General features: G+C 63.8%; 16 protein-coding genes and 1 other RNA gene. 11 read left to right on the plus strand and 6 right to left on the minus strand.

Annotation, left to right across the window (positions count from 1 at the left end; all coding sequences use genetic code 11):
• The first annotated feature begins 117 nt into the window (after positions 1-117).
• Positions 118-445, plus strand: an RNA gene (gene rnpB, locus B7G53_RS04815) — RNase P RNA component class A.
• Positions 446-479: 34 nt separating this feature from the next.
• Here rnpB and B7G53_RS04820 read toward each other — a convergent pair.
• Complete coding sequence (locus B7G53_RS04820; RefSeq protein ID WP_096664323.1) at positions 480-1,232, minus strand: maleate cis-trans isomerase family protein; 753 nt, start codon at positions 1,230-1,232, stop codon at positions 480-482.
• Between the two features lie 23 nt (positions 1,233-1,255).
• Positions 1,256-2,218 (minus strand): Bug family tripartite tricarboxylate transporter substrate binding protein, encoded by a 963-nt coding sequence (locus B7G53_RS04825; RefSeq protein WP_096664326.1) that lies wholly within the window; start codon positions 2,216-2,218, stop codon positions 1,256-1,258.
• A 116-nt stretch (positions 2,219-2,334) separates the two neighbouring features.
• Between B7G53_RS04825 and B7G53_RS04830 the strand changes: the two genes are divergently transcribed.
• Entirely contained in the window at positions 2,335-3,207 is an 873-nt protein-coding gene (locus tag B7G53_RS04830; protein WP_096664329.1) for a LysR substrate-binding domain-containing protein, read from the plus strand.
• A 32-nt stretch (positions 3,208-3,239) separates the two neighbouring features.
• Here B7G53_RS04830 and B7G53_RS04835 read toward each other — a convergent pair whose 3' ends face one another.
• Entirely contained in the window at positions 3,240-4,892 is a 1,653-nt protein-coding gene (locus B7G53_RS04835) for an MBL fold metallo-hydrolase (RefSeq protein ID WP_096664333.1), read from the minus strand.
• A gap of 153 nt (positions 4,893-5,045) precedes the next feature.
• Here B7G53_RS04835 and B7G53_RS04840 point away from each other — a divergent pair, with 153 nt between their 5' ends.
• The gene (locus tag B7G53_RS04840) at positions 5,046-6,023 is read left to right on the plus strand and encodes a tripartite tricarboxylate transporter substrate binding protein (protein WP_096664336.1); all 978 of its coding nucleotides are present in this window, start codon (positions 5,046-5,048) and stop codon (positions 6,021-6,023) included.
• An 81-nt stretch (positions 6,024-6,104) separates the two neighbouring features.
• Here B7G53_RS04840 and B7G53_RS04845 read toward each other — a convergent pair whose 3' ends face one another.
• Complete coding sequence (locus B7G53_RS04845; protein WP_441338961.1) at positions 6,105-7,397, minus strand: lytic murein transglycosylase; 1,293 nt, start codon at positions 7,395-7,397, stop codon at positions 6,105-6,107.
• A gap of 370 nt (positions 7,398-7,767) precedes the next feature.
• Between B7G53_RS04845 and B7G53_RS04850 the strand changes: the two genes are divergently transcribed.
• Complete coding sequence (locus B7G53_RS04850) at positions 7,768-8,595, plus strand: hypothetical protein (RefSeq protein ID WP_141396293.1); 828 nt, start codon at positions 7,768-7,770, stop codon at positions 8,593-8,595.
• 151 nt (positions 8,596-8,746) lie between these two features.
• On the opposite strand, the gene B7G53_RS04855 is transcribed toward B7G53_RS04850, so the two are convergent.
• Entirely contained in the window at positions 8,747-9,292 is a 546-nt protein-coding gene (locus B7G53_RS04855; RefSeq protein WP_096664345.1) for a carboxymuconolactone decarboxylase family protein, read from the minus strand.
• 67 nt (positions 9,293-9,359) lie between these two features.
• On the opposite strand from B7G53_RS04855, the gene dapF reads away from it, so the two are divergent.
• Genes dapF through B7G53_RS04870 form a run of 3 tightly spaced genes read left to right on the plus strand, consistent with a single transcriptional unit; the run spans position 9,360 to position 12,009 of the window.
• Positions 9,360-10,247 carry a diaminopimelate epimerase gene (dapF, locus tag B7G53_RS04860; protein WP_096664348.1) on the plus strand — a complete coding sequence of 296 codons (888 nt, stop codon included), beginning with the start codon at positions 9,360-9,362 and terminating at the stop codon, positions 10,245-10,247.
• 35 nt (positions 10,248-10,282) lie between these two features.
• The gene (locus tag B7G53_RS04865; RefSeq protein ID WP_096664351.1) at positions 10,283-10,987 is read left to right on the plus strand and encodes a DUF484 family protein; all 705 of its coding nucleotides are present in this window, start codon (positions 10,283-10,285) and stop codon (positions 10,985-10,987) included.
• Between the two features lie 14 nt (positions 10,988-11,001).
• Positions 11,002-12,009: a tyrosine recombinase XerC gene (locus B7G53_RS04870; protein ID WP_096664354.1), complete on the plus strand. Its 1,008-nt coding sequence runs from the start codon at positions 11,002-11,004 to the stop codon at positions 12,007-12,009.
• A 133-nt stretch (positions 12,010-12,142) separates the two neighbouring features.
• Here the strand turns inward: B7G53_RS04870 and B7G53_RS04875 are convergent, their stop codons facing one another.
• Entirely contained in the window at positions 12,143-13,783 is a 1,641-nt protein-coding gene (locus B7G53_RS04875) for a sensor domain-containing diguanylate cyclase (protein WP_255249911.1), read from the minus strand.
• 220 nt (positions 13,784-14,003) lie between these two features.
• Here B7G53_RS04875 and B7G53_RS04880 point away from each other — a divergent pair, with 220 nt between their 5' ends.
• From B7G53_RS04880 to B7G53_RS04895, 4 genes are all read left to right on the plus strand, one after another.
• Positions 14,004-15,185 carry a class I SAM-dependent rRNA methyltransferase gene (locus tag B7G53_RS04880; protein ID WP_096664359.1) on the plus strand — a complete coding sequence of 394 codons (1,182 nt, stop codon included), beginning with the start codon at positions 14,004-14,006 and terminating at the stop codon, positions 15,183-15,185.
• Between the two features lie 246 nt (positions 15,186-15,431).
• Positions 15,432-16,487, plus strand: coding sequence for a CobW family GTP-binding protein (locus tag B7G53_RS04885; RefSeq protein ID WP_096664362.1), 1,056 nt, complete (start codon positions 15,432-15,434; stop codon positions 16,485-16,487).
• 42 nt (positions 16,488-16,529) lie between these two features.
• On the plus strand, positions 16,530-17,897 hold the full coding sequence (dksA, locus tag B7G53_RS23410; protein ID WP_441338962.1) for an RNA polymerase-binding protein DksA: 1,368 nt from the start codon (positions 16,530-16,532) through the stop codon (positions 17,895-17,897).
• Between the two features lie 36 nt (positions 17,898-17,933).
• A complete protein-coding gene (locus B7G53_RS04895; RefSeq protein WP_096664365.1) occupies positions 17,934-19,754 on the plus strand; it encodes an STAS domain-containing protein in 1,821 nt (606 codons plus the stop codon).
• Positions 19,755-20,047 lie beyond the last annotated feature (293 nt).

Below are 20,047 nucleotides of genomic sequence, written 5' to 3' on the forward strand. Positions count from 1 at the left end.
TACCTCGTGGATCTGTATTTCGGATCTATGAAGTATTTTAAGCCCCTGGCCCAGAAGGGGTGGGCGCAAGCAGCTATCAAATCAGTAGCGAACGATTTGCCGGGATAATAGAGGGGTGAAGCACGCCAGACTGCCGCTGGTGCAAGGGTGGAAACACCGCACTGGAGGAAGGTCCGGACTGCAAAGGGCAGCGTAGCAGCTAACAGCTGTCCACCGTGAGGTGAGGATCAGAGCTACAGAGACGAGCCGGTTAAGTCCGGGTGAAACGAGCAATCTCTACGCGCAGCAATACCAAGTAGGCACACGTTGACGGGGCCCCCGGAGTGTGCGGGTAGGTAGCACCGAGCCGTCTGGCGACAGACGGCCCAGATTAATGGCAGTCACGGGGCGGCGACCGCAAGGAAGCCGTTCCGCACAAAATCCGGCCTATCGGCGGGCTTCACACTTTTTCATGCGCACTGCCGATCCGGGCAGGGCGCTCAGTACTTGCCCGACAGCAGCGTGCCGGCACCCGGCACGTGGGTGGACAGGCCCAGGCGCTTGAGCATGGTGTAGGCCGTGCAGACCGAAGCCGAGATCACCGGCAGACCCAGTTTGTCCTCGACGACCTGGATGGACGCCAGCGAAGGCATCTGCACGCAGGCCGACAGCACCACCACATCCACGCCCTTTGTATCCAGCCGGCTGACCAGACGGCTAGGCGCCAGCGGGTCCTGTGCGCCGACTTCGAGGTTGTCGGCGATTTCCAGCGACAGGCTGTCCATCACCTGAAAGCCCTCGTGCTCGATGTAGTCCACCACCATTTGCGTGAGCGGCTTCATGTAGGGCGTGAGCACCGAAATCTTTTTCGCACCCAGGGCCTGCAGGCCTTCGACCAGCGCGCCGGCGCTGGACACCACGGGCGCGGGCTTGCCGTTGGCCAGCGTGACCTCGTGCAGGCGCTTCTCGGAGGCGCGGTGGTAACCCAGGCCCTGGCTCATGATGGCCACCAGGCAGGCATAGCCGAGCACGTCCATGCGGCCGTCCGACAGCTCCAGCGCGCAGCGGTCGGAGGCCGCATCCATGGCCGTGAGCTCTTCCTTCGTCACCTTTTGCATGCGCATGCGGCTGGAGTGGAAGGTGAAGCGTTCCGGAAAATGCGGCTCGCGGGCGCGCAGCATGGCCGGAATCTCGGTCTCCATGGTGGTGTTGGAACTGGGGACGATCTGTCCGATGCGGTAGGTGCGGCTCATGGGTGCGGGTGTCCTGAAAAATGTCAGTCGGCCTTGATGCCAGCCGCCTTGATGGTTTTGCTCCAGTAGGCGAGGTCGGACTTCACCAGCTGGGCCAGCGCGTCGGGGCCCTGGTAGCGGATCTCGATGCCGGCGGCATCGGCACGGGTTTTCACTTCCGGCAGTTCCATGGCGCGCTTGACGTCGGCCGTCAGCTTGGCAATCACGGCGGGTGGGGTGCCGGCGGGCGCGAACAGGCCGACCCAGGCTTCCAGCTTGAAGCCGGGCAGGCCGGCTTCGGCCGTGGTCGGGATCTGCGGCATCTGCGGGCTGCGCTTGTCGCCGGTGACGGCAAAGGCCTTGAGCTTGCCGGCCTGCACGTGGCCCATGACCGACGGCGGCGTGGTGATGAACACTTGAACCTGGCCGCTGAGCACGTCCTGCACTGCCGGGCCGGAGCCGCGGTAGGGAATGTGCGTCATGAAGGTGCCGGTCTGCTGCTTGAACACTTCTGTGCCGATGTGCGACAGCGAGCCATTGCCCTGCGAGGCGTAGTTGAGTTTGGCCGGGTTCTGCTTGAGGAAGGCGATGAATTCCTTGAGGTTGTTGGCGGGCACCGACGGATGCACGGCAATCACGTTGGTCGCCACCGTCAGCAGCGCCACCGGCGCGAAGTCCTTGACGGGGTCCCAGGGCAGGTTGGGCGTCAGGGCCGGGTTGCCGGCGTGGTAGGCCGAGTAGGAAATCAGCAGCGTGTAGCCATCGGGCTTGGCGCGCGCCACCGCCTGGTAGGCCACGTTGCCGCTGCCGCCGCCGCGGTTGTCCACCACCACGGACTGGTTGGCCACGCGGGCCAGCGGCTCGCTCAGCAGGCGGGCCGACGCGTCCACAAAGCCGCCCGGCGGATTCGGCACGATCAGGGTGATGGGTTTGGAGGGGTAGGCGTCCTGGGCCATGGCCAGCGTGCCCAGGCACAGGGCGGCCGTGGTGAAAAGTTGTTTGAGCATGGGGTGTCTCCTGGATGATTTTTTCGGAACCGAAGGCGTATTTTTGAACGGCGTGAAATTCGTGTCCAATATATTGTTAGTCTTGATCAAGATCTTTAAGGTATCAATCAATCGCCATGGAACTGCGTCATCTGCGTTACTTTGTTGCGCTGGCCGAGGAGCTCAGCTTCACCCGGGCCGCGCGCCGCCTGCATGTGTCGCAGCCGCCGCTGAGCCTGCAGATCAGCCAGCTCGAGCGGGAAATCGGCGCGCGGCTGTTCCAGCGCACCAGCCGCCGGGTCGAGCTCACGCTCGCGGGCCAGGCCTTTCTGATCGACGCGCAGGCGGTGCTGGCCCGCGTGGACGAGGCCGGCAACCGGGCCCGCGCAATTGGGCAGGGCCTGGCCGGGCGCATCGACATCGGTTTGTCGGGCTCGCATTTTCTGGGGCCGCTGCCGCGCATCATGGCCGGTTATGCGCAAAGCCATCCCGAGGTCGAGGTCAATCTGCACGAGCTCAAGCCGGCCGTGCAGCTGCAGGCCCTGCGCGAGCGGCGTATTGACCTGAGCGTGTCACGCACGCCGGTGAACGACGCGGTGCTCAGCAGCACGCTGCTCTGGCGCGATCCGGTGGCGGTCGCGCTGCCTGTGGGCCATGCGCTGGCGCGGCGCCGCCAGCTGCGTCTGCCGGATTTGCGCGACCAGCCCTTTGTGATGCTGCGCACCGATTCGTCGGCCCATGCGCAGTACATCCATGACTGCTGCGTCCAGGCCGGGTTTTCGCCGCAGGTCAGCCAGCGTGTGCTGGAGTTGCCCGCGCTGCTGAGCCTGGTGGGGGCGGGCATGGGCGTGGCCCTGATTCCGTCGTCGCTGCGCGGCCTGTTTCCGGACCAGATCACGGTGATCCCGCTCGGCAAGGAGGCGCCCCATGCCGATGTCTACGCGGTGCAGCGCAGCGCCGAGACGGCGGAGGTGGTGCAGGCCTTTGTGCGGCTGGCGGCGGCCAGCTGAGAAGGTCTGGCCAGGCGCTGCTCCGGAAGCGCCTACAGGTTGAAGAGCCCCTGCGACTCGATGCGCTCCACATGCGCCAGCAGCGAACGTTTGGCCACCGGCCAGATGCGCGGGTCCACATCGTCATAAGCGGCGGCCACCCACTCGTCCATGCTGCCTTGCGGCTGCGCCTGCATCACGCCGATGATCTTGGCTTCGCGTTTGAGGCGGTGCGCCTTGAGCTGGGCGATGGCGGTTTTGGCTTCGCCGATGACATAACCGTGCGCCGGCGCGATGAAGGCGATGCCGTGTTCGTCGCAGGCCGCATCGAGCACATCCAGCGAATCGAGGTAGGCGTTCATGTTGCCGTCGGGCGGGTCCACCACCGTGGTGCTGCCGTTGAGGATGTGGTCGCCGCTGAACAGAATGCCGTCTTCGAGCAGCACCAGGCACAGGTGGTTGGCGGCATGGCCGGGGGTGTGGATCACCTTCAGGGTATGCATCATTTCGCCCTCCGGCCCTTGTCCCACTAGCGTAAGCAGCTCCTGATTTAATAGCGAACGGTCGGGCGTGAACTGGCTGGCGGCGCGCGCCGTCGGCGCCGAGGGCAGGCCGAGGATGGGCGGCGTGTTGCTGCACAGGGCCTGCAGCGGCTTGGCGCCGGGCGAGTGGTCGGCGTGCGAGTGGGTGCACACAATCATGCGGATGTTGCCACCTGCCGCGCGCCACAGGCGCTGCAGGTGGTCGGTGTCGGCCGGTCCCGGGTCGATCACGATGTAGCCGGTGGCCGGGTCGCCGACCAGGTAGCTGTTGGTGCCCGGCCCCGTCATCACGCCGGGGTTGGGCGCGGTCAGCCGCATCACGTTTTTCAGCAGGGCCACCGGCTGCGCGGTCTGCCAGTCGAGCGTGTGCACCATCTGGCCGTCGGGGCTGGTCAGCGCGAGTTCGCCATACGGTGCTTCGTGCTCCATGTAGCGCGCCTCCGCGCCGGCCAGAAAACCGGCGCGCGGACAGGAGGTCCACAGCGGCTGCTCGGACGCGGCGCAGGCCTGCAACACGGCGTCCACGGTGTCGAAATGCTGCAGGCGCTGCAGTGTGCGTATGGTCGGGAAGATGATGAAAAAGCCGCCGGCTTCGTGCCGCGCCAGCGCCTCGGCCGGCCGCACCCAGACCGGCTCGAACTGCTCACTTTCGTCGGCCACCGGCTCCTGGCCGTCCGGCATGCGTGCGACCAGAAAAGGCACGTCAAAACGGCGCGGCAGGTCGCGGTCGGTGATCCAGTGCGCGAGAACAAACACCTGGTCGCCAGCCAGCGTCAGGCCACGCTCGCGGCACTGCGCGGCGAACGGCGCGGTGCGGCTCAGGGCCGCAATATCGGCGGTGCTGGCGTGGCTGCCGTCGGCATGGCGGGCCAGCAGCACGCCGAGCTCTTCAAAACTTTCGCGGATGGCGGCAATCGCCTGCGTCAGGTGCAGGTCGGTCTGGGTGGCGCGGCGGGTGGATTGCGCGTGTGCTGCCGCGTCGGCCGTATCGATGCCGCCACCGGGAAACACGTAGGCGCCCGGCGCAAAACTGGCCGTCATGGAACGCCGTGTCATCAGGATTTCGATGCCCTCGGCACTGTCGCGCAGCAGCAGCACGGTGGCGGCAGGGCGGGTGGGCGCGGGCTCGCGCTGCGGGTAGAGGAGTTGGGTGGGTCGGACCATGGCGTGATTTTGCAGTGAAACGGCGGACGGCGGCTGGCGGCTGCCGCAGCCCGTGGCCGGCCGCGATGGATAGCATGCTACGTGTTTACCGCAATGGCGTTTTGGCGGCAGCGTGGGGATACTGGCCACCACCTTATTTGCTGGATGTGAATCATGAAACACTGGATTTCCAGAACCGCCCTGGCCATGACGGCCGCCGCCCTGTGCGCCACCAGCCTGAGTGCCATGGCCCAGGCCTGGCCCGCGAAACAACCGATCAAGTTTGTCGCCGTTTTCCCGCCCGGCGGCTCGGTCGACCAGGTCGCGCGCATTCTTGCCGTGCCGCTGTCGCAGCAGCTGAGCCAGAACATCATTGTCGAAAACAAGGGCGGCGCCTCGGGCTCCATCGGCACCGCGGCGGTCGCTGCGGCGCCGGCCGACGGCTACACCTTTGCGGTGGTGTTCGACACCCATGGCGTCAACCCCAGCCTGATTCCCGGCCTGCCGTTCGACACGCGCAAGGACCTGGCGCCGGTCACATTGATCGGCACCTCGCCCATGGTGCTGGCGACCTTTGCGGCCTCCGAGTACAAGAGTTTTTCCGATGTGGTGGCTGCGGCCAAAGCGAAGAAGAACGTGAACTACGGCAGCATCGGCTCGGGCAGCCTGGGCCATCTGGCCATGGCCTTGCTGGGCAAAAGCGGCAACATCGACTGGCAGCACGTGCCCTACAAGGGCGGCGGTCCGCTGATGACCGACGCGGTGGCCGGCCATGTGCCGCTGTCCATCGCCTCGGTGTTTGTGACCAAGCCGCATATCGACAGCGGCCGCCTGCGCCCGCTGGCCGTGACGACCAGCAAACGCTCGCCCGATCTGCCGAATGTGCCGACGGTGGCCGAAAGCGGATTTGCCGGCTTTGACGCGCCCGCCTGGTGGGCCATCCTGGCGCCCGCCAAAACGCCGCCCGAGGTCCTCAAACGCATGAACGAGGAAGTCAACAAGGCGCTGAAAAATCCCGAGATCGCCAAAAAACTCAGCGCCCAGGGCATCGACATTGTTGGCGGTTCTTCCGATTCGGCCCGTGTCTTCATCGACAAGCAGATCGACACCTGGGCCAAGGTCGTCAAGGACAACGGGATCAAGGCGGATTGAACGCCGGATTCAAATAAAAAAAAGGGCCTGCGGGCCCTTTTTTCATGGCATCACGAGATGCCACTCCAAATTACCGCGGCGCTACTGCAGGCGCTGCAGCAACTCCAAAGTCGGATACCCGTCCGCCGGCAGGCCCAGGCTGCGCTGGTAGAGACGTAGACCGCGCCGCGTGGCCGGCCCCATCGTGCCGTCGGGCGTGCCGCTGTCGAAGCCGCGTGAGTTCAGCGCCGTCTGCAGGGCCAGCAACTGGCTGCGCGACAGCGGGGGTAGATCACGTGGCCAGGCTGCCTGCACCGCGGTGCCGCCGGCCAGGGCCTGCGCCAGCAGGCTGACGGCGAGCGCATAACTGGTCGAGTTGTTGTAGCGCAGGATGGTGCGGAAGTTGGGGCCGACCAGGAAGGCCGGCCCGCGGGCGCCGGCCGGCAGCAGCAGGGCGCTGTCGGCCAGAGCGGGCAGCGGTGCGCTGTCCATGGACTGCACCCCTTGGGCCGCCCAGGCCGAGGCGGGCTGCCGCACCTCGGCATCGGCGAGCGCGAGGTCGAATCCCGACGGCAGGCGCACCTCCAGCCCCCAAGGCTGGCCGGCCTGCCAGCCGGCGCTGGCCAGGAAGTTGGCGGTCGAGGCCATCACGTCGGGCAGGCTGCCCCAGATGTCGCGCCGGCCGTCGCCATCGGCATCGACCGCATAGGCCAGAAAGTTGGTTGGCAGGAACTGCGTCTGGCCCATCGCGCCGGCCCACGAACCCAGCATCTGCGCGCGTTCAATGTCCCGGTTCTGCAGAATCTTCAGGGCGGCGAGCAACTGCGTGCGCGCCCAGGCCTCGCGCCGACCTTCGAAACCGAGTGTCGCCAGGGCATCGATGGTCGGGATGTCGCCGGTGTTGCTGCCGTAGTTGCTCTCCATGCCCCAGATCGCCACCAGAATTTCTGCCGGCACGCCGTAGCGCGCGGCGGCGGCATCGATCGCGGGCCGGGATTGCAGCAGCCTGTCCTGGCCGCGCACGACGCGCTGCGCCGATACCGCGCTATCAAGGTAGTCCCAGACGGCGCGGATGAACTCGGGTTGCGCGCTGTCCAGCTCGGTCACGCGCGGAATGAAGCGAACGCCATCGAAGGCGAGGCGCAGCGTCTCCCCGGTGATGCCGGCTGCGCGTGCGCTGGTGCTGAAATCGGCGATCCAGCGGGCAAAGCGCTGGTTTTGGTCCAGTTCGCCGGAGGCGGCTGGCGCCGGAGTGCGCATCCCCGGTGATGGCGCCACAGGGGCGGTGGCAGGCACCGTGGCGCAAGCCGTCAGTGCAACAAGCGCCAGCAGGACGGACGCCAGCCGGTGGTCAGCGGGCAAAGGGAGGTGGGAGAGTGTTGACATGTTTTTCATTGTGACCCTCTATGGGTACAGAGTGCAGGCATGCTCCCAAATACCCTGACTCTGCCGGTTTGCGTCGGGTTCTTAGGCTTGCTCTTCGGGCGAGACGCCCAGTGCTACCAAAAAAAGCGTGACTACCTTGTAGCCGCAATCTCACTCACGTTCTGGACGGCACGCTGAGCTCGCCCCGTATATTCATCAAGAAGCAGATCGATACCTGGGAAAAGGTTGCGAGAGAGAACGGAATGAAGCGCATTGAGTGTGGGGCTCAAACTAAAATTGAGCCGTAACTTCATCAAAATAAAAGATTTTCGATGGAGCGGTGCTGCGTCACCATCCAGTTTTGAAGAACATATCGGAGTTGATCTTTAGGAGGGACACTTTGACACAGCAATACGGCGATCCATATTCGATCTTCGAGCCCTATGTGCCGAACAAAATGGCTTGGCTCATGTTTAAAGTTGCTTCATATGAACGCCTGCTTGGAATGCAAAAGGGGGTGCTCTATATGAATAGTGTTTCCTACTTCTCCACGCTAGAAGAGGCCGGTCCGACCGCACTCCGTAAAGACCCGTTGGAAAAAACGTACGCGAAGTTTCACGCAGGTACGGCAAACGGATACACCGGAAAAATACTGATTCAGCTTGGAGATGGGGAAGATAAAAAGACGCTAGACGCTGGCCCGGCAGCTGTCATGTCCTTGGAGGTTCCTAACCCCAAAAGCACTATGCTTTTCTGCATGTCAGCGTTAGCGGATGACGAGACCGGAAGAATGCCCAGCGAAAGAGACGGAAAGCTCTATTTTGATGCGCGGTTTGAAGAATTTGGAAGTCACGTGCTTGTGATTAGAAATGCTTCTGTATTTGCAGAGAGAGTCAATAAAGCGATAGCGACCAACGAAATTATCTATGGAGGGGCGTACTTCCAAGGAGGCTGCGGGTTGGTGCAGTACTTAGATTTAGAGAATCGGTCTGGTCATGTTGGTCTATTTAGAAAAGACAAAAAATATTCATGGCAACAGGAGTACCGAATTTGCTTCGGTGTAAAAGAGCACGCTTTAAATTCAGGAGGAGCGTTTGAACTTCAAATTGACGGCATTTCCGACATTTCTCAGATTATTTCTTTAAGAAGTCTCATCGAGAATCCGGTATCCATAAGTAGGAAATATGCACGGCTTGTGAATGGACGCTATTCAGTGTCCGATACATAAAATCATGGCCATCACGCTACTCGGCTTTGCGCACATACGTTGCAGGGGGGCTGTGGACGGGGCGACCGCTCACAGCCTAGGTGGACGGGGCCAAGCAGCCGCCAAGCACGGCGATTGGGTATGAGAGTGCGGGTCTCCAGACTCTTCGTCTCTACACCTCCGGCGACACGCCCAGCGCCACGAGAAAACGCGCCACCATGTTGTAGGTCGCGATCGCGCTGGTCAGTTCAACCAGTTCAGTGGTGTCGAAATGTTTGCGCAGTGCCTCGAACACGTCGTCGCTGACTTTCACGTCCAGCGTCATCTGCGCGGCGTAACGAATCACCAGCTGCTCGACCGCGCCCAGCGCCGGGTGCGCTGCCGAGGCGCGTGCATCGGCTTTCACCAAGGCATTGAGCGCATCGAGTTCGGCCTGGCTGCCGCCGGCGGCCAGGAAGTCCGGTGCATGGTGTTTGTATTCATAGGCGGCGCCGGTCAGCAGCGCGACCGTGCAGATGCCCAGCTCGCGCAGCTTGCGGCTGGTCGGCAGGCCGGTGCGCACCGCGCCGAGGTAGACGTTCCAGCCGCGTGCCAGCGGCTCGCTCCAGAGCAGGGCCTTGTCGAGGTTGATCAGGGTGCCGCCGCGGCGTTTCAGGACGGCATCGACGAGGTCCTGGGGTTGGGGTTTGAGGGCGGGCGTCCAGTCGGGAATGCGCATGGGTTGTGTTTCCTGAAGTAGTGCAAGTGGGGAGGAGGGCGGCGCAGCCTCAGCGGATAATGCCCGGATGCTAATCCGATTTACCAAGATGCAGGGTGCGGGCAACGATTTTGTCATGCTTGACGAGACGCGTGAGCGCCTGAACCTGACGCCGGGCCAGTACCGCTTTCTGGCGGACCGCCACTTCGGCGTGGGCGCCGACCAGATCCTGTCGGTGCGGCCCGCGACCGGCGAAGGTGTTGATTTTGAATACGTGATCCACAACGCCGATGGCGGCGAGGTCGAGCAGTGCGGCAACGGCGCACGCTGCTTTTTGCGTTTTGTGCGCGAGCAGGGCCTGACGGACAAGGACGTGGTCAGGGTCCGGACCCTGGCCGGCGTCATCGAGCCGCGCATGCAGCCGGACGGCCGCGTCACGGTGGACATGGGCGCACCCATCTTCGACCTGGCGCGTGTGCCCTTCGATGCCAGCGGCTTGACGCCGCAAACCGTGCATTCATGGCAAACATGGCCGCTGGCCCTTGAGGGGCGGTCGCAGACAGCTCCTGTTTTTGTAGCGGTTCTGTCCATGGGCAACCCGCATGCGGTGCAGCTGGTGGACGATGTGGAGACTGCGGAGGTAGCGCAGACGGGCCCGCTGATCGAGAACCATGTGCGTTTCCCGCGCCGCGTCAATGCCGGCTTCATGCAGGTCATCTCGCGCAGCCGGATCGCCCTGCGTGTGTATGAGCGTGGTGCCGGCGAAACCCTGGCCTGTGGCAGCGGGGCTTGCGCGGCGGTGGTCGCTGGCATACGCTTGGGCCTGCTGGATGCGCGCGTGGACGTGCTGACCCACGGCGGCACCCTGACCATCGAGTGGCAGGGCGGGCTGGATGCCAGCCCGGCGCCGGTGCTGATGACCGGGCCGGCGACCACGGTGTTTGAAGCCACTATCGACGTTCCCGACCACCTGTAGACTGACCCCCACTGATTGACGGAAGCCACAAGCACATGAACCCAAGCGAACACTCCATCCAGAACCCGATCACCGAAGACGACATTGCCAACTTCCTGGCCAACACGCCCGACTTTTTCGAGCGCCATGCCGAGCTGCTGGCCACCGTGCAGCTGTCCAGCGGCCACGGCAGCCGGGCGGTGAGCCTGCAGGAGCGGCAGGCCGGCATGTTGCGCGACAAGATCAAGGTGCTGGAGTCCCGGGTGGTCGACATGATCCGCCACGGCCAGGAAAACGTCGGCATTGCCGACAAGCTGCAGCAGTGCACGCTGAACCTGCTGCTGACCGCCCATGCCCGCGACCTGCCCGACACCATCGTGCGCGAGATCCAGACGCAGTTTCTGGTGCCGCAGGCGGCCATCAAGGTCTGGCACGTCAATGGCATTTTTTCCATGGAAGATTTCTCGACCGGTGTCAGCGAAGACACGCAGACCTTTGCATCCTCGCTGACCACACCCTACTGCGGCGTCAATTCAGGTTTCGAGGCCGTCGGCTGGCTGCCTGATCCGGCCCAGGCCCTGTCGGTCGCGCTGATTCCGCTACGCCCGGGCAAGTCGCCGCAGGCCTTCGGCATGCTGGTGCTGGCCTCGCCCGATCCCGAGCGTTTCAGCAGCGGCATGGGCACGGATTTCCTCGAGCGCATCGGCGAGCTGGCCGGCGCGGCGCTGTCGCGCCTGCGGCCGGCAGCCTCCGAAGCCTGACCCTGCGCTGAACCATGGCCGCGCACGGGCAACCCGCAGGCAGCGACGGCACAGCGGTGCTGGCGGCGCCTGACGCGGACCCGCTGGTCGAGCGCTACCTCGAACATGTGCGGGTTGAAAAGCGGCTGGCCCAGCGCACCGTCGAGCTGTACGCGCTGGACCTGATCAAGCTGCAGGCCAACTGCCGCAGCGCCGGTGTGGCGCTGACGGCGGTGCAAAACATTCACATGCGACGCTGGGTCGCGCAGATGCACGGCGCTGGCCGCAGCGGGCGCGGCATCGCGCTCATCCTGTCGGGCTGGCGCGGCTTTTACACCTGGCTGGGCCGCGAAGGCCTGGTCAGCAGCAACCCGGTGCAGGACCTGCGCGCGCCCAAGGCCGCCAAACCGCTGCCCAAGGCGCTGAGTGTCGATGAGGCGGTGCAGCTGGCCGCCTGGCGCAGCGACGGCACGGCCGGCGACGCGGCCCTGCAGGCCCGGGACCGCTGCATCACCGAACTGCTGTACGGCTGCGGCCTGCGTATCGGCGAGCTGACCGGGCTGGACACGGTGGCCAGCAGCCAGGCGCGCGGCTGGTTGGACATTCAGGCCGCCGAGGCGCATGTGCTCGGCAAGGGGTCCAAGCGGCGCAGCGTGCCGGTCGGCAGCAAGGCCCTGGAGGCGCTGCAGGACTGGCTGGCGCTGCGCAGCGCCTGGGCCAAAGAGGACGCGGCGCTGTTCATCAACCAGCGCGGCACCCGTCTGACGCCGCAACACATCCGGGTGCGGCTCAAGCAGCGTTCGCTGCAGGCCGGCCTGGCCACACCGGTGCATCCGCACATGCTGCGGCATTCGTTTGCCAGCCATGTGCTGCAGTCCAGCGGCGACCTGCGGGCGGTGCAGGAGCTGCTGGGCCACGCCAACATCACCACCACGCAGGTCTACACGCGGCTCGATTTCCAGCACCTGGCCAAGGTTTACGACGCCGCACATCCGCGTGCGACGGTGGCGGGCCTCAAAATGGCTGGCAAGACCAAGCCCTGACCTTCGCGGGCGAGAGGCCTTTCGTCAAGCAGGGGCCGCGGATCTGGCTTTGCCAGTCCGCAGGCGCAGCGCCCCCTCGGGGGGCAGAGAGCTACACGCAGTGAGCGAACGTGGGGGCTCTATTTCGGGGGCTTTACTTGTAGTCAGGCAGCATGAACACGGCGCGCTTGGTTTCGGCCGGGATGCCGGTCAGCCGCTGGGCCAGGCGGCCCAGCACGATCTCGGCGGTCGGCCCCTGGCGCGGCACCAGCGCATAAGCCACGCGAATCTGGGCCACGCAGTCCTCCGGCAGGCCCTTGTAGCGCATCAGGCAACGTGCCACGATGCGTGGCCCCAGCGTGGCGGCTTCTTCCGCGGAAAACGGGCCCTCCACCAGCATGCCAAAACGCTGCTCGGACAGGCGTGCGGCGCTGTCGATTTCGCGGGCGGTCGACAGCAGCCGCTCGGCCACGCGCAGCGGCAGTTCCTCGGCGGCACGGCGTCCGAAGTCGCGCTGGATCTGCTCGCTGTTGACCAAGTCGATCAGCAGCACGGCGCCCTGGTGTCTGAGCCGCCCTGAACGCGCAATCATGCGTGTCATGCGTTCGATGAACACCTGCTCGTTGATCAGGCCCGTCGACGGATCCACCCGGTCCAGCCCCTGGATACGACGCATGTTTTCGCGCCGGTGCTGGCTGCGCAGCATCAGCACGACCATGACAATCGGCAATTCGATCGCCATGCCGATCTGCATGCCATACATCGTGAGAAAGCTGACGGGAATCAGGCCGCCGAGGCGGGCCAGGGGAAAGACCGAGGCCGCGATCAGCGGCAGGCTTCCTGCCAGCAGCCAGCCACCGTAGCGATCGCCATGGCGCCCTGCCCATAGCAGCGCGGCAATGACGATGAACATCGAGACGACGATGTATGGCACCATGAGCTGAAAGCGGCTGGAAGGCTCCACCATGACGATGCCTGCGCTGATGACGATGCCCACGCCGCCCATGCCCGTCAGGAGGCGGTGTAGCGCGCGCGACCGCGCTGGCATGGAAACCACGGCAGAAGAAAACCAGAGCAGCGAGGCGACCGCCAGCACCGGCAATACCAGCGAGGACAGGTCGTTCCAGGCGGGCCATTGCGGCCAGAGGTGCAGACCCGCGATTCCGGTGATGGCCGCCTGTGTCAGCGCCATCAGTGCAACGCTCACGGCGTATAGCCCATAGGCTGCATCGCGCAGCGACGCGGCGCTGAGGGCCGCCAGCATCACGGCCAGGCCCGCTAACCCGAAGTAGATCCCCAGAATCAGCGAAGTGCGCTGCTCGGTGCGGCTCAGGTAGCTTTCGCTGATAAAGCGCAGCGGGGCGCCGAAGCTGTGTGCATTTTCGATGCGCACAAGATATTGCCTGGGTTCTTCCGCAGACACGGCCATGGGCAGCAGCGGATGGCGGTGCGGAACCGGCCAGGCATTCACGGCGATCGTATCTCCGGCGCTCTGTTCATTCCACTGGCCAGCACTGTCCAGGGTAAACAGCGACACCCGGTCGACCGATGAATAAGGAATCTCCAGGTACCAGCGTTCGGCATCCGGCGCTGGTGGCAGGGTGAAGCGTATCCATAGCGCTTGCCCCGTGATCAGTGGGTAGATCGCCTCCGGATGGGTGGGCTGCCAGCCCGACCCGCTGGCAGCGATGCCGGCGGGCGAGACTGGCGCGCCGGTTTCTATCCGGTAGTCGCCCCAGTCCATCAGCCCGACAGGGAGCGCTGGCGTTGAAAGGTCCAAGACCGTGCGGGCCATGGCGGCCGCGCTTGCAAGCCCGAGTCCCGAGGCCAGCAAGCACCACGCGGCGGCGGCCAATGCGTGCCTGAAAGCGCGAATTTGCTTGTTGAAACTATCGATGTTGACTGTGTCGCTCAAGCAAGGCATCTGATGGCGTAACAAAATGTTGCAAGTCCGCAAGTACATCATGGTTCCCGGAACTTTTCAAGGCGGTAGGGTCAACCGCGACAATAGACACATGAAATCAATACGGTTGAGAGAAGGCAAGGAACGTTCGCTGCTGCGGCGCCATCCCTGGGTGTTTGACGGTGCGATTGCCCGTGGCGGGGCGGATGCCGGTGAAACGGTGCGGGTCGAGGGGCACGACGGGCAGTTTCTTGGCTGGGCGGCCTTCAGCCCGAGTTCGAAAATTCGCGCCCGGGTCTGGAGTTTTGTCGAGGCCGAGCGTATCGATGCTTCGTTTTTTGTAGCGCGTATCGCAAGGGCCATAAGGGCCAGAAGCCGTTTTGACATACAAAGTGACGGGATGCGCCTGGTGCATGGCGAGTCCGACGGCTTGCCCGGCCTGGTGGTTGACCGCTATGCCGACACGCTGGTGGCACAGTTTTCCAGCTGCGGCGTCGAGCGCTGGAAAAGCGTGATCGTCGACGCCCTGTTGGCCGAGACCGGGCTCACGCGGCTGTACGAGCGCTCGGATGCCAGCGTGCGTTCGCTCGAAGGTCTGCCGGAGGCGACCGGCTGGCTGGCCGGAAGTGGCGCCACCGACCTCGTCATCACCGAACACGGCTGGCAACTGGGCCTGGACATCGCCACCGGCCACAAGACCGGCTTTTACCTGGACCAGCGCGACAGCCGCCGCAAGTTCGCCGAGCATGCGCGCCGCCTGCAGTTCCAGAACGTGCTCAACTGTTACTGCTACACCGGGGGCTTCACGGTGGCGGCGCTGGCCGGCGGCGCGGCGCATGTCACGTCGATCGACTCGTCCGGTCCGGCGATTGAAAAAGCCGCGGCCAATGTGGCGCTCAACGGCTTTGACGCCGGCCGCACCACCATGCTGGACGCCGATGTCAATGCCTCAATGCGGCAGTTCCACAAGGAGGGGAAAACCTTTGATGCCATCGTGCTGGACCCGCCCAAGTTTGCGCCCACCGTGGCCCATGCCGAACGTGCGGCGCGCGCCTACAAGGACATCAACCGCATTGCGCTGTCCATCCTGGCGCCCGGCGGCGTGCTGTTCACATATTCCTGCTCGGGCGGCATCAGCGCCGACCTGTTCCACAAGATCGTGGCGTCCGCCGGCACCGATGCCGGGGTCGATGCCTTCATCACCGAACGCCTGGGCGGTGCGCCCGACCACCCGATGACCGTCAGTTTCCCCGAGGGCGAGTACCTCAAGGGCCTGGTGCTGCTCAAAAAATAAGAGTCTTCAATAAAAAATGGCTCTTCCCCCCCCCCCGCTGGATGGGCATAGATAGCTATCAATAAAGTAGCAAAAAAGGATCACCGACGCTGGAACGCTTGACAGGGCCTGTAAAGTGATCCGACGGGCTCCGTGCGGAGCCAATGTGCGCCTCAGGGCCTTGCGTTGACGACTAAACTCCTCACCTCCACGGGTCCACCGTTCCCGCTTTTCTCCTGTTTTTCCTGTATTTTTTAGGCAGACACCATGAGTTTGATTCCCGTGACCATCCTGACCGGCTTCCTCGGCGCCGGCAAAACCACACTGCTCAAGCGCATCCTGACCGAAGCCCACGGCCAGAAAATCGCTGTGATCGAGAACGAGTTCGGCGAGGAAAACATCGACAACGAGATCCTGGTCAACGACACCCAGGAAAACATCATCCAGATGAACAACGGCTGCATCTGCTGCTCGATCCGCGAGGACCTGCGCGAGACCCTGCAGCTGCTGGCCGCCAAGAAGCGCAAGGGCCTGCTGGACTTCGAGCGCGTGGTGATCGAGACCACCGGGCTGGCCGATCCCGGCCCGGTGGCGCAGACCTTTTTCATGGACGAGGAAATCGCCGAACAGTACCTGCTCGACTCCATCCTGACGCTGGTCGATGCCAAACATGCGCCCACCCAGCTCAACGACCGCCAGGAGGCGCGCCGCCAGGTCGGGTTTGCCGACCAGATCTTCATCAGCAAGGCCGATCTGGTGGCCGAGGATGAAGTCCAGGCGCTGATGCATCGCCTCAAACACATGAACCCGCGCGCGCCGCAAAAAGCCGTGCATTTCGGCGAGGTGGCCATTGCCGACGTGTTTGACCTGCGCGGCTTCAACCTCAATGCCAAGCTCGACATCGATCCGGACTTCCTCAAGGCCGACGAGCACGACCATGCCGGCCATGAGCACGCGCACGGCGAGCATTGCGATCACCCGTCCCACGCGCAGGATGACAAACACGGCCATCACCACCACCACGATGACGACGTCAAGAGTTTCGTGTTCCGTTCGGAGCGCGCTTTTGATCCGGCGAAACTCGAGGACTTCCTCGGTGCCGTCGTCAACATCTACGGCCCGCGCATGTTGCGCTACAAGGGTGTGCTGAACATGCAGGGGACCGAGCGCAAGGTGATTTTCCAGGGCGTGCACCAGTTGATGGGCAGCGACTTGGGGCCGGCCTGGGCGGCGGACGAAACAAAGGTCAGCAAGATGGTGTTCATCGGCATCGATCTGCCGAAAGATATTTTTCTCCAGGGCCTGGAGCAATGTCTGGTTTGAGGTAGGCTGTCCACACAATGCCTTGAAAGGCGGGAGGGCCTCATGATTGTCTCCATTCTCCAACGTTTAGGCTCACGGGCATCCCAGCGTCCCGGTGAGCCGCTACAATCGCGCGCCGACTCCCCTGGCCGGTCAGCCCCGGCAAAAAGGCAAGGGGGGGAAGTCAGGGTAAGTACCGGCCTTGAAACGGCAGGTGCGGCGTTGAACAAACCGGACAATCAGGTAAAAGACAGGGTTGGGTTGACGAAGGTCAGCCTGGCCCGGAGTCAGCATGGGGACCATCCCGAAGCTGCCTCCACGAGGAGACCCAGTGTGAAAGCTCAAGCTAAAAAGTCCAAGGTCGCGGCCAAGTCCGCTGGAAAAGCCACGTCAGCCGGCAAAGCCAAAGCCACGACCAAAGTGGCGGTCAAACCAGCGGCTTCGAAAACCGCTGTGAAAAAGCCGGCTCCGGCGGCTTCCAAAACCAAGCCCAAAGCGGTTGCCAAGCCGGTGGCCAAAACCAAAGCGGGGGCCAAGCCCAAGGCGGCGCCCGTTGCGAAAAAGCCTGCGCCCGTTGCCAAAAGCCGTCCGGCCGTCAAGGCCGTGAAATCTGCCAAACCCGCCCCTGTTGTTAAACCCGCGGTCAAAGCCGCCAAACCTGTCACCAAGCCGGCCCCGCCGTCCGTGAAGGGCAAAGCTCCCGCCAAACCTGAAGAAAAAGTCATCATCAAAACGATCACCAAAACGGCGGCAGCCCCCGCCGTGAAAACCCCGCCCAGCCCCGCCAGCATTGCTGCGGCGCCCGCTCCGTTGAAGACGCCGGCCCTGAAGCCAGGACGCCGCGCCTCCTTGCGGAATTCCTCTTTTGCACCGCCGCCCGCGCCCATGATTCCGACCCACTCCCCTGACGCTGCGAAAGCCAGCTACTCCACCATTGCCGAGCGCGTGATCGCACCGCCCCCGCATGTGGCGGCCAAAAAAGATCCCAAACTCGCCAACAACTGGAAGACCAAGCAGGGGGAAGAGTTGACGGACGAAGAAGTCAAGGCCATGCCGGACTCGGAGTACATGAACGACAAGCAACTGGCCTTTTTCCGGCACAAGTTGTCCCTGCTCAAGCAGGACATCCACAACAGTGCCGGTGAAACCACCGAACACCTGCGGGAAGACACCGTGGTGGTGCCGGACCCGGCCGATCGCGCAACCATCGAAGAGGAACACGCTCTCGAGCTGCGTACACGTGACCGTGAGCGCAAGCTGCTCAAGAAAATCGAGCAGTCGATCGCCCGCATTGACTCCGGTGACTACGGTTACTGCGACGAGACCGGCGAGGCCATCGGTGTGGGACGCCTGATTGCCCGTCCAACGGCCAATTTGTCGCTGGAGGCGCAGCAGCGTCGTGAACTCAAGCAGAAAATGTTCGGCGACTGACCTTCCTGTTGTCCACTTCCTCCTGAACCGTTGTTGATGGCCAAAGAAGACACCACACCCGGCTTGCTTTCAAAAGTCGTGAAGTTCGTCCGCAACCCGGCGACGAACTGGTCCGAACTTGAAGGCAAGGAGTCGGACCGGGAGGAAGCCCTGAGCAAGCAGATGCTCAAGGAGATGATTGAGCGCAAACGCCGCAACGATTTTGTGCGCAAGCGCGAATTTGACATGCTCCGGAAAATGCGCAAGCGCGAGGCCATGACGGGCCAGGACCCTGGCGCCCGGCCGTCGTTCTTCCAGAGCAGCATGCCGTCCAAGCCGGACGACCGTGCCGTCACGCTGAAGAAAATCGACGAGATCGAAGCCCAGATGTCCATGCAGTGGTGGAAAACCAAGCATGGAAGTGCGGCAGCGGGCGTCACCGAGCCTTCCTCGCTGGCCCCGGCGACGCTGGCCGGTCCGACCAACCTCAGCACGCATGCCCCGCTGCTGGACAACGCGCTGCCCGCCAGCTATTCGGTCACGGCGCCCAGCGCCCTGACCGCGGCACTGGCTAAAACCGGGGCTGCCGCCACGTCGCCGCAGCCGGCATCGGTCCCCAAGCTGGAGGACCGTCCTGTCGCCGTCGCGCCGCCTGCCACGCCCCCCAGGCCTGCTGCCTCCAGACCGGCCATTTCTGCGGTCTCCCGCGACGGGGAGTCTTCGGGCTTTTCGGCATCCAAATTTTCCGTGGTGGATGCCTCGGAGGTGGCGCACGACCCCGAACTGGAGGAGGCCTCCATCCGTTTTGCCAATGGCGACGATGCAGGCGCGGAAGCCGGGCTGCTCGAAACGCTGGGTCCCCAGGGAGGCCGCGCCAAGCATGCAGACACCTGGCTCGCGCTGTTTGATCTGTACCGCGCCACCGGGCAGCAGGACAAGTTCGAAAACCTGGCCGTCGAGTTTGTCGGCCGGTTTGACCGTTCAGCGCCGCAGTGGTTCTCCATGCCCGAGATGGTGCAGCAGTTGTCCCAGCCGGCCAGCTCGGCCGGCCCGGTGGCTGGCAACGGGCCGGCTGCGGACTGGATCTGCCCGTCAAAACTGGGCATCCAGACCGTGGCGGCACTGAGCGCCGCCCTGGCTCGTGCGCCCATGCCCTGGCGGCTGGACTGGAAAAATCTCAAAACCATCGATGAAAACGCCGTGGAACCCCTGTGCAAGGTGTTCAGCGGCTGGGCGGCACAACCGGTGCAACTGCGTTTCATGGGTGAGGCGCAGTTGCAGCACGTGCTGCAGGACGCGACCCCCTCAGGGGTGCGGGACACGCCCCAGGCATGGTGGCAGTTGCGCCTGGAGACCCTGCGGGTGACGCACCAGCCGGACGAGTTTGAGTTGACGGCCCTCGATTTTTGCGTGACGTACGAGGTGTCGCCACCCGCCTGGGACAGTGCGCGCTGCGACTACAAGCCGCTGGAGCCGCGCGGCAGCGCCTTGGCCGGGCAGGCCATCATTGGCGATGTTTACCGCGATTCGGTGCCGTCCAGCCTCAGCAGCGCGCTGGAGGGCGATACCGAGATGGGCGGCAACTCCCAGATGAGCCATCTGTATGCGGTCGAACTGTCTGGCCAGATCGAGGGCGATGCCATTGCCGTGCTCGACACGCTCGAGGCCAAGCTGATGGGCGCAGACATCATGGTGATTTCGTGCGCGAAGCTGATTCGTGTTGATTTTTCTGCAGCCGGGACCCTGCTCAACTGGGTTTCCGCCCGGGAAGCCGAAAATCGCGCCGTGCAGTTCACCGATGTCAATCGTCTGGTGGCCGCATTTTTCAACGTGATTGGCATCACCGAACATGCCCGTGTCCTGACGCGCATCGACTAGCGCGGGCTGCGCGCCCCGCCGCATCGCGGGCTGCAAAAAATGCCGCCGCTGCCTGCACAACACACAGGCCGTTGCGCCGGGTGACCGGCACGCGGCTGCTGCGCCGGCTGTCACCAGCAGGGCCTTCCAGCGCCTGTTTTTTTCCTTCCTTTTCCCGCCTGTCACCCGAGCCGACATCAGTCCGGTCCACCCCTGGCTTAACGCAACACTTTCACTGGATGTTCTAAGTGCTTAATTTAGAACGATTTTTAATTGAGACCTGCTTGCGAAAGTGTTTCTAAGTGCTTGATTTC

Source organism: Polaromonas sp. AET17H-212, from assembly GCF_002379085.1.
Taxonomy (GTDB): domain Bacteria; phylum Pseudomonadota; class Gammaproteobacteria; order Burkholderiales; family Burkholderiaceae_C; genus Polaromonas.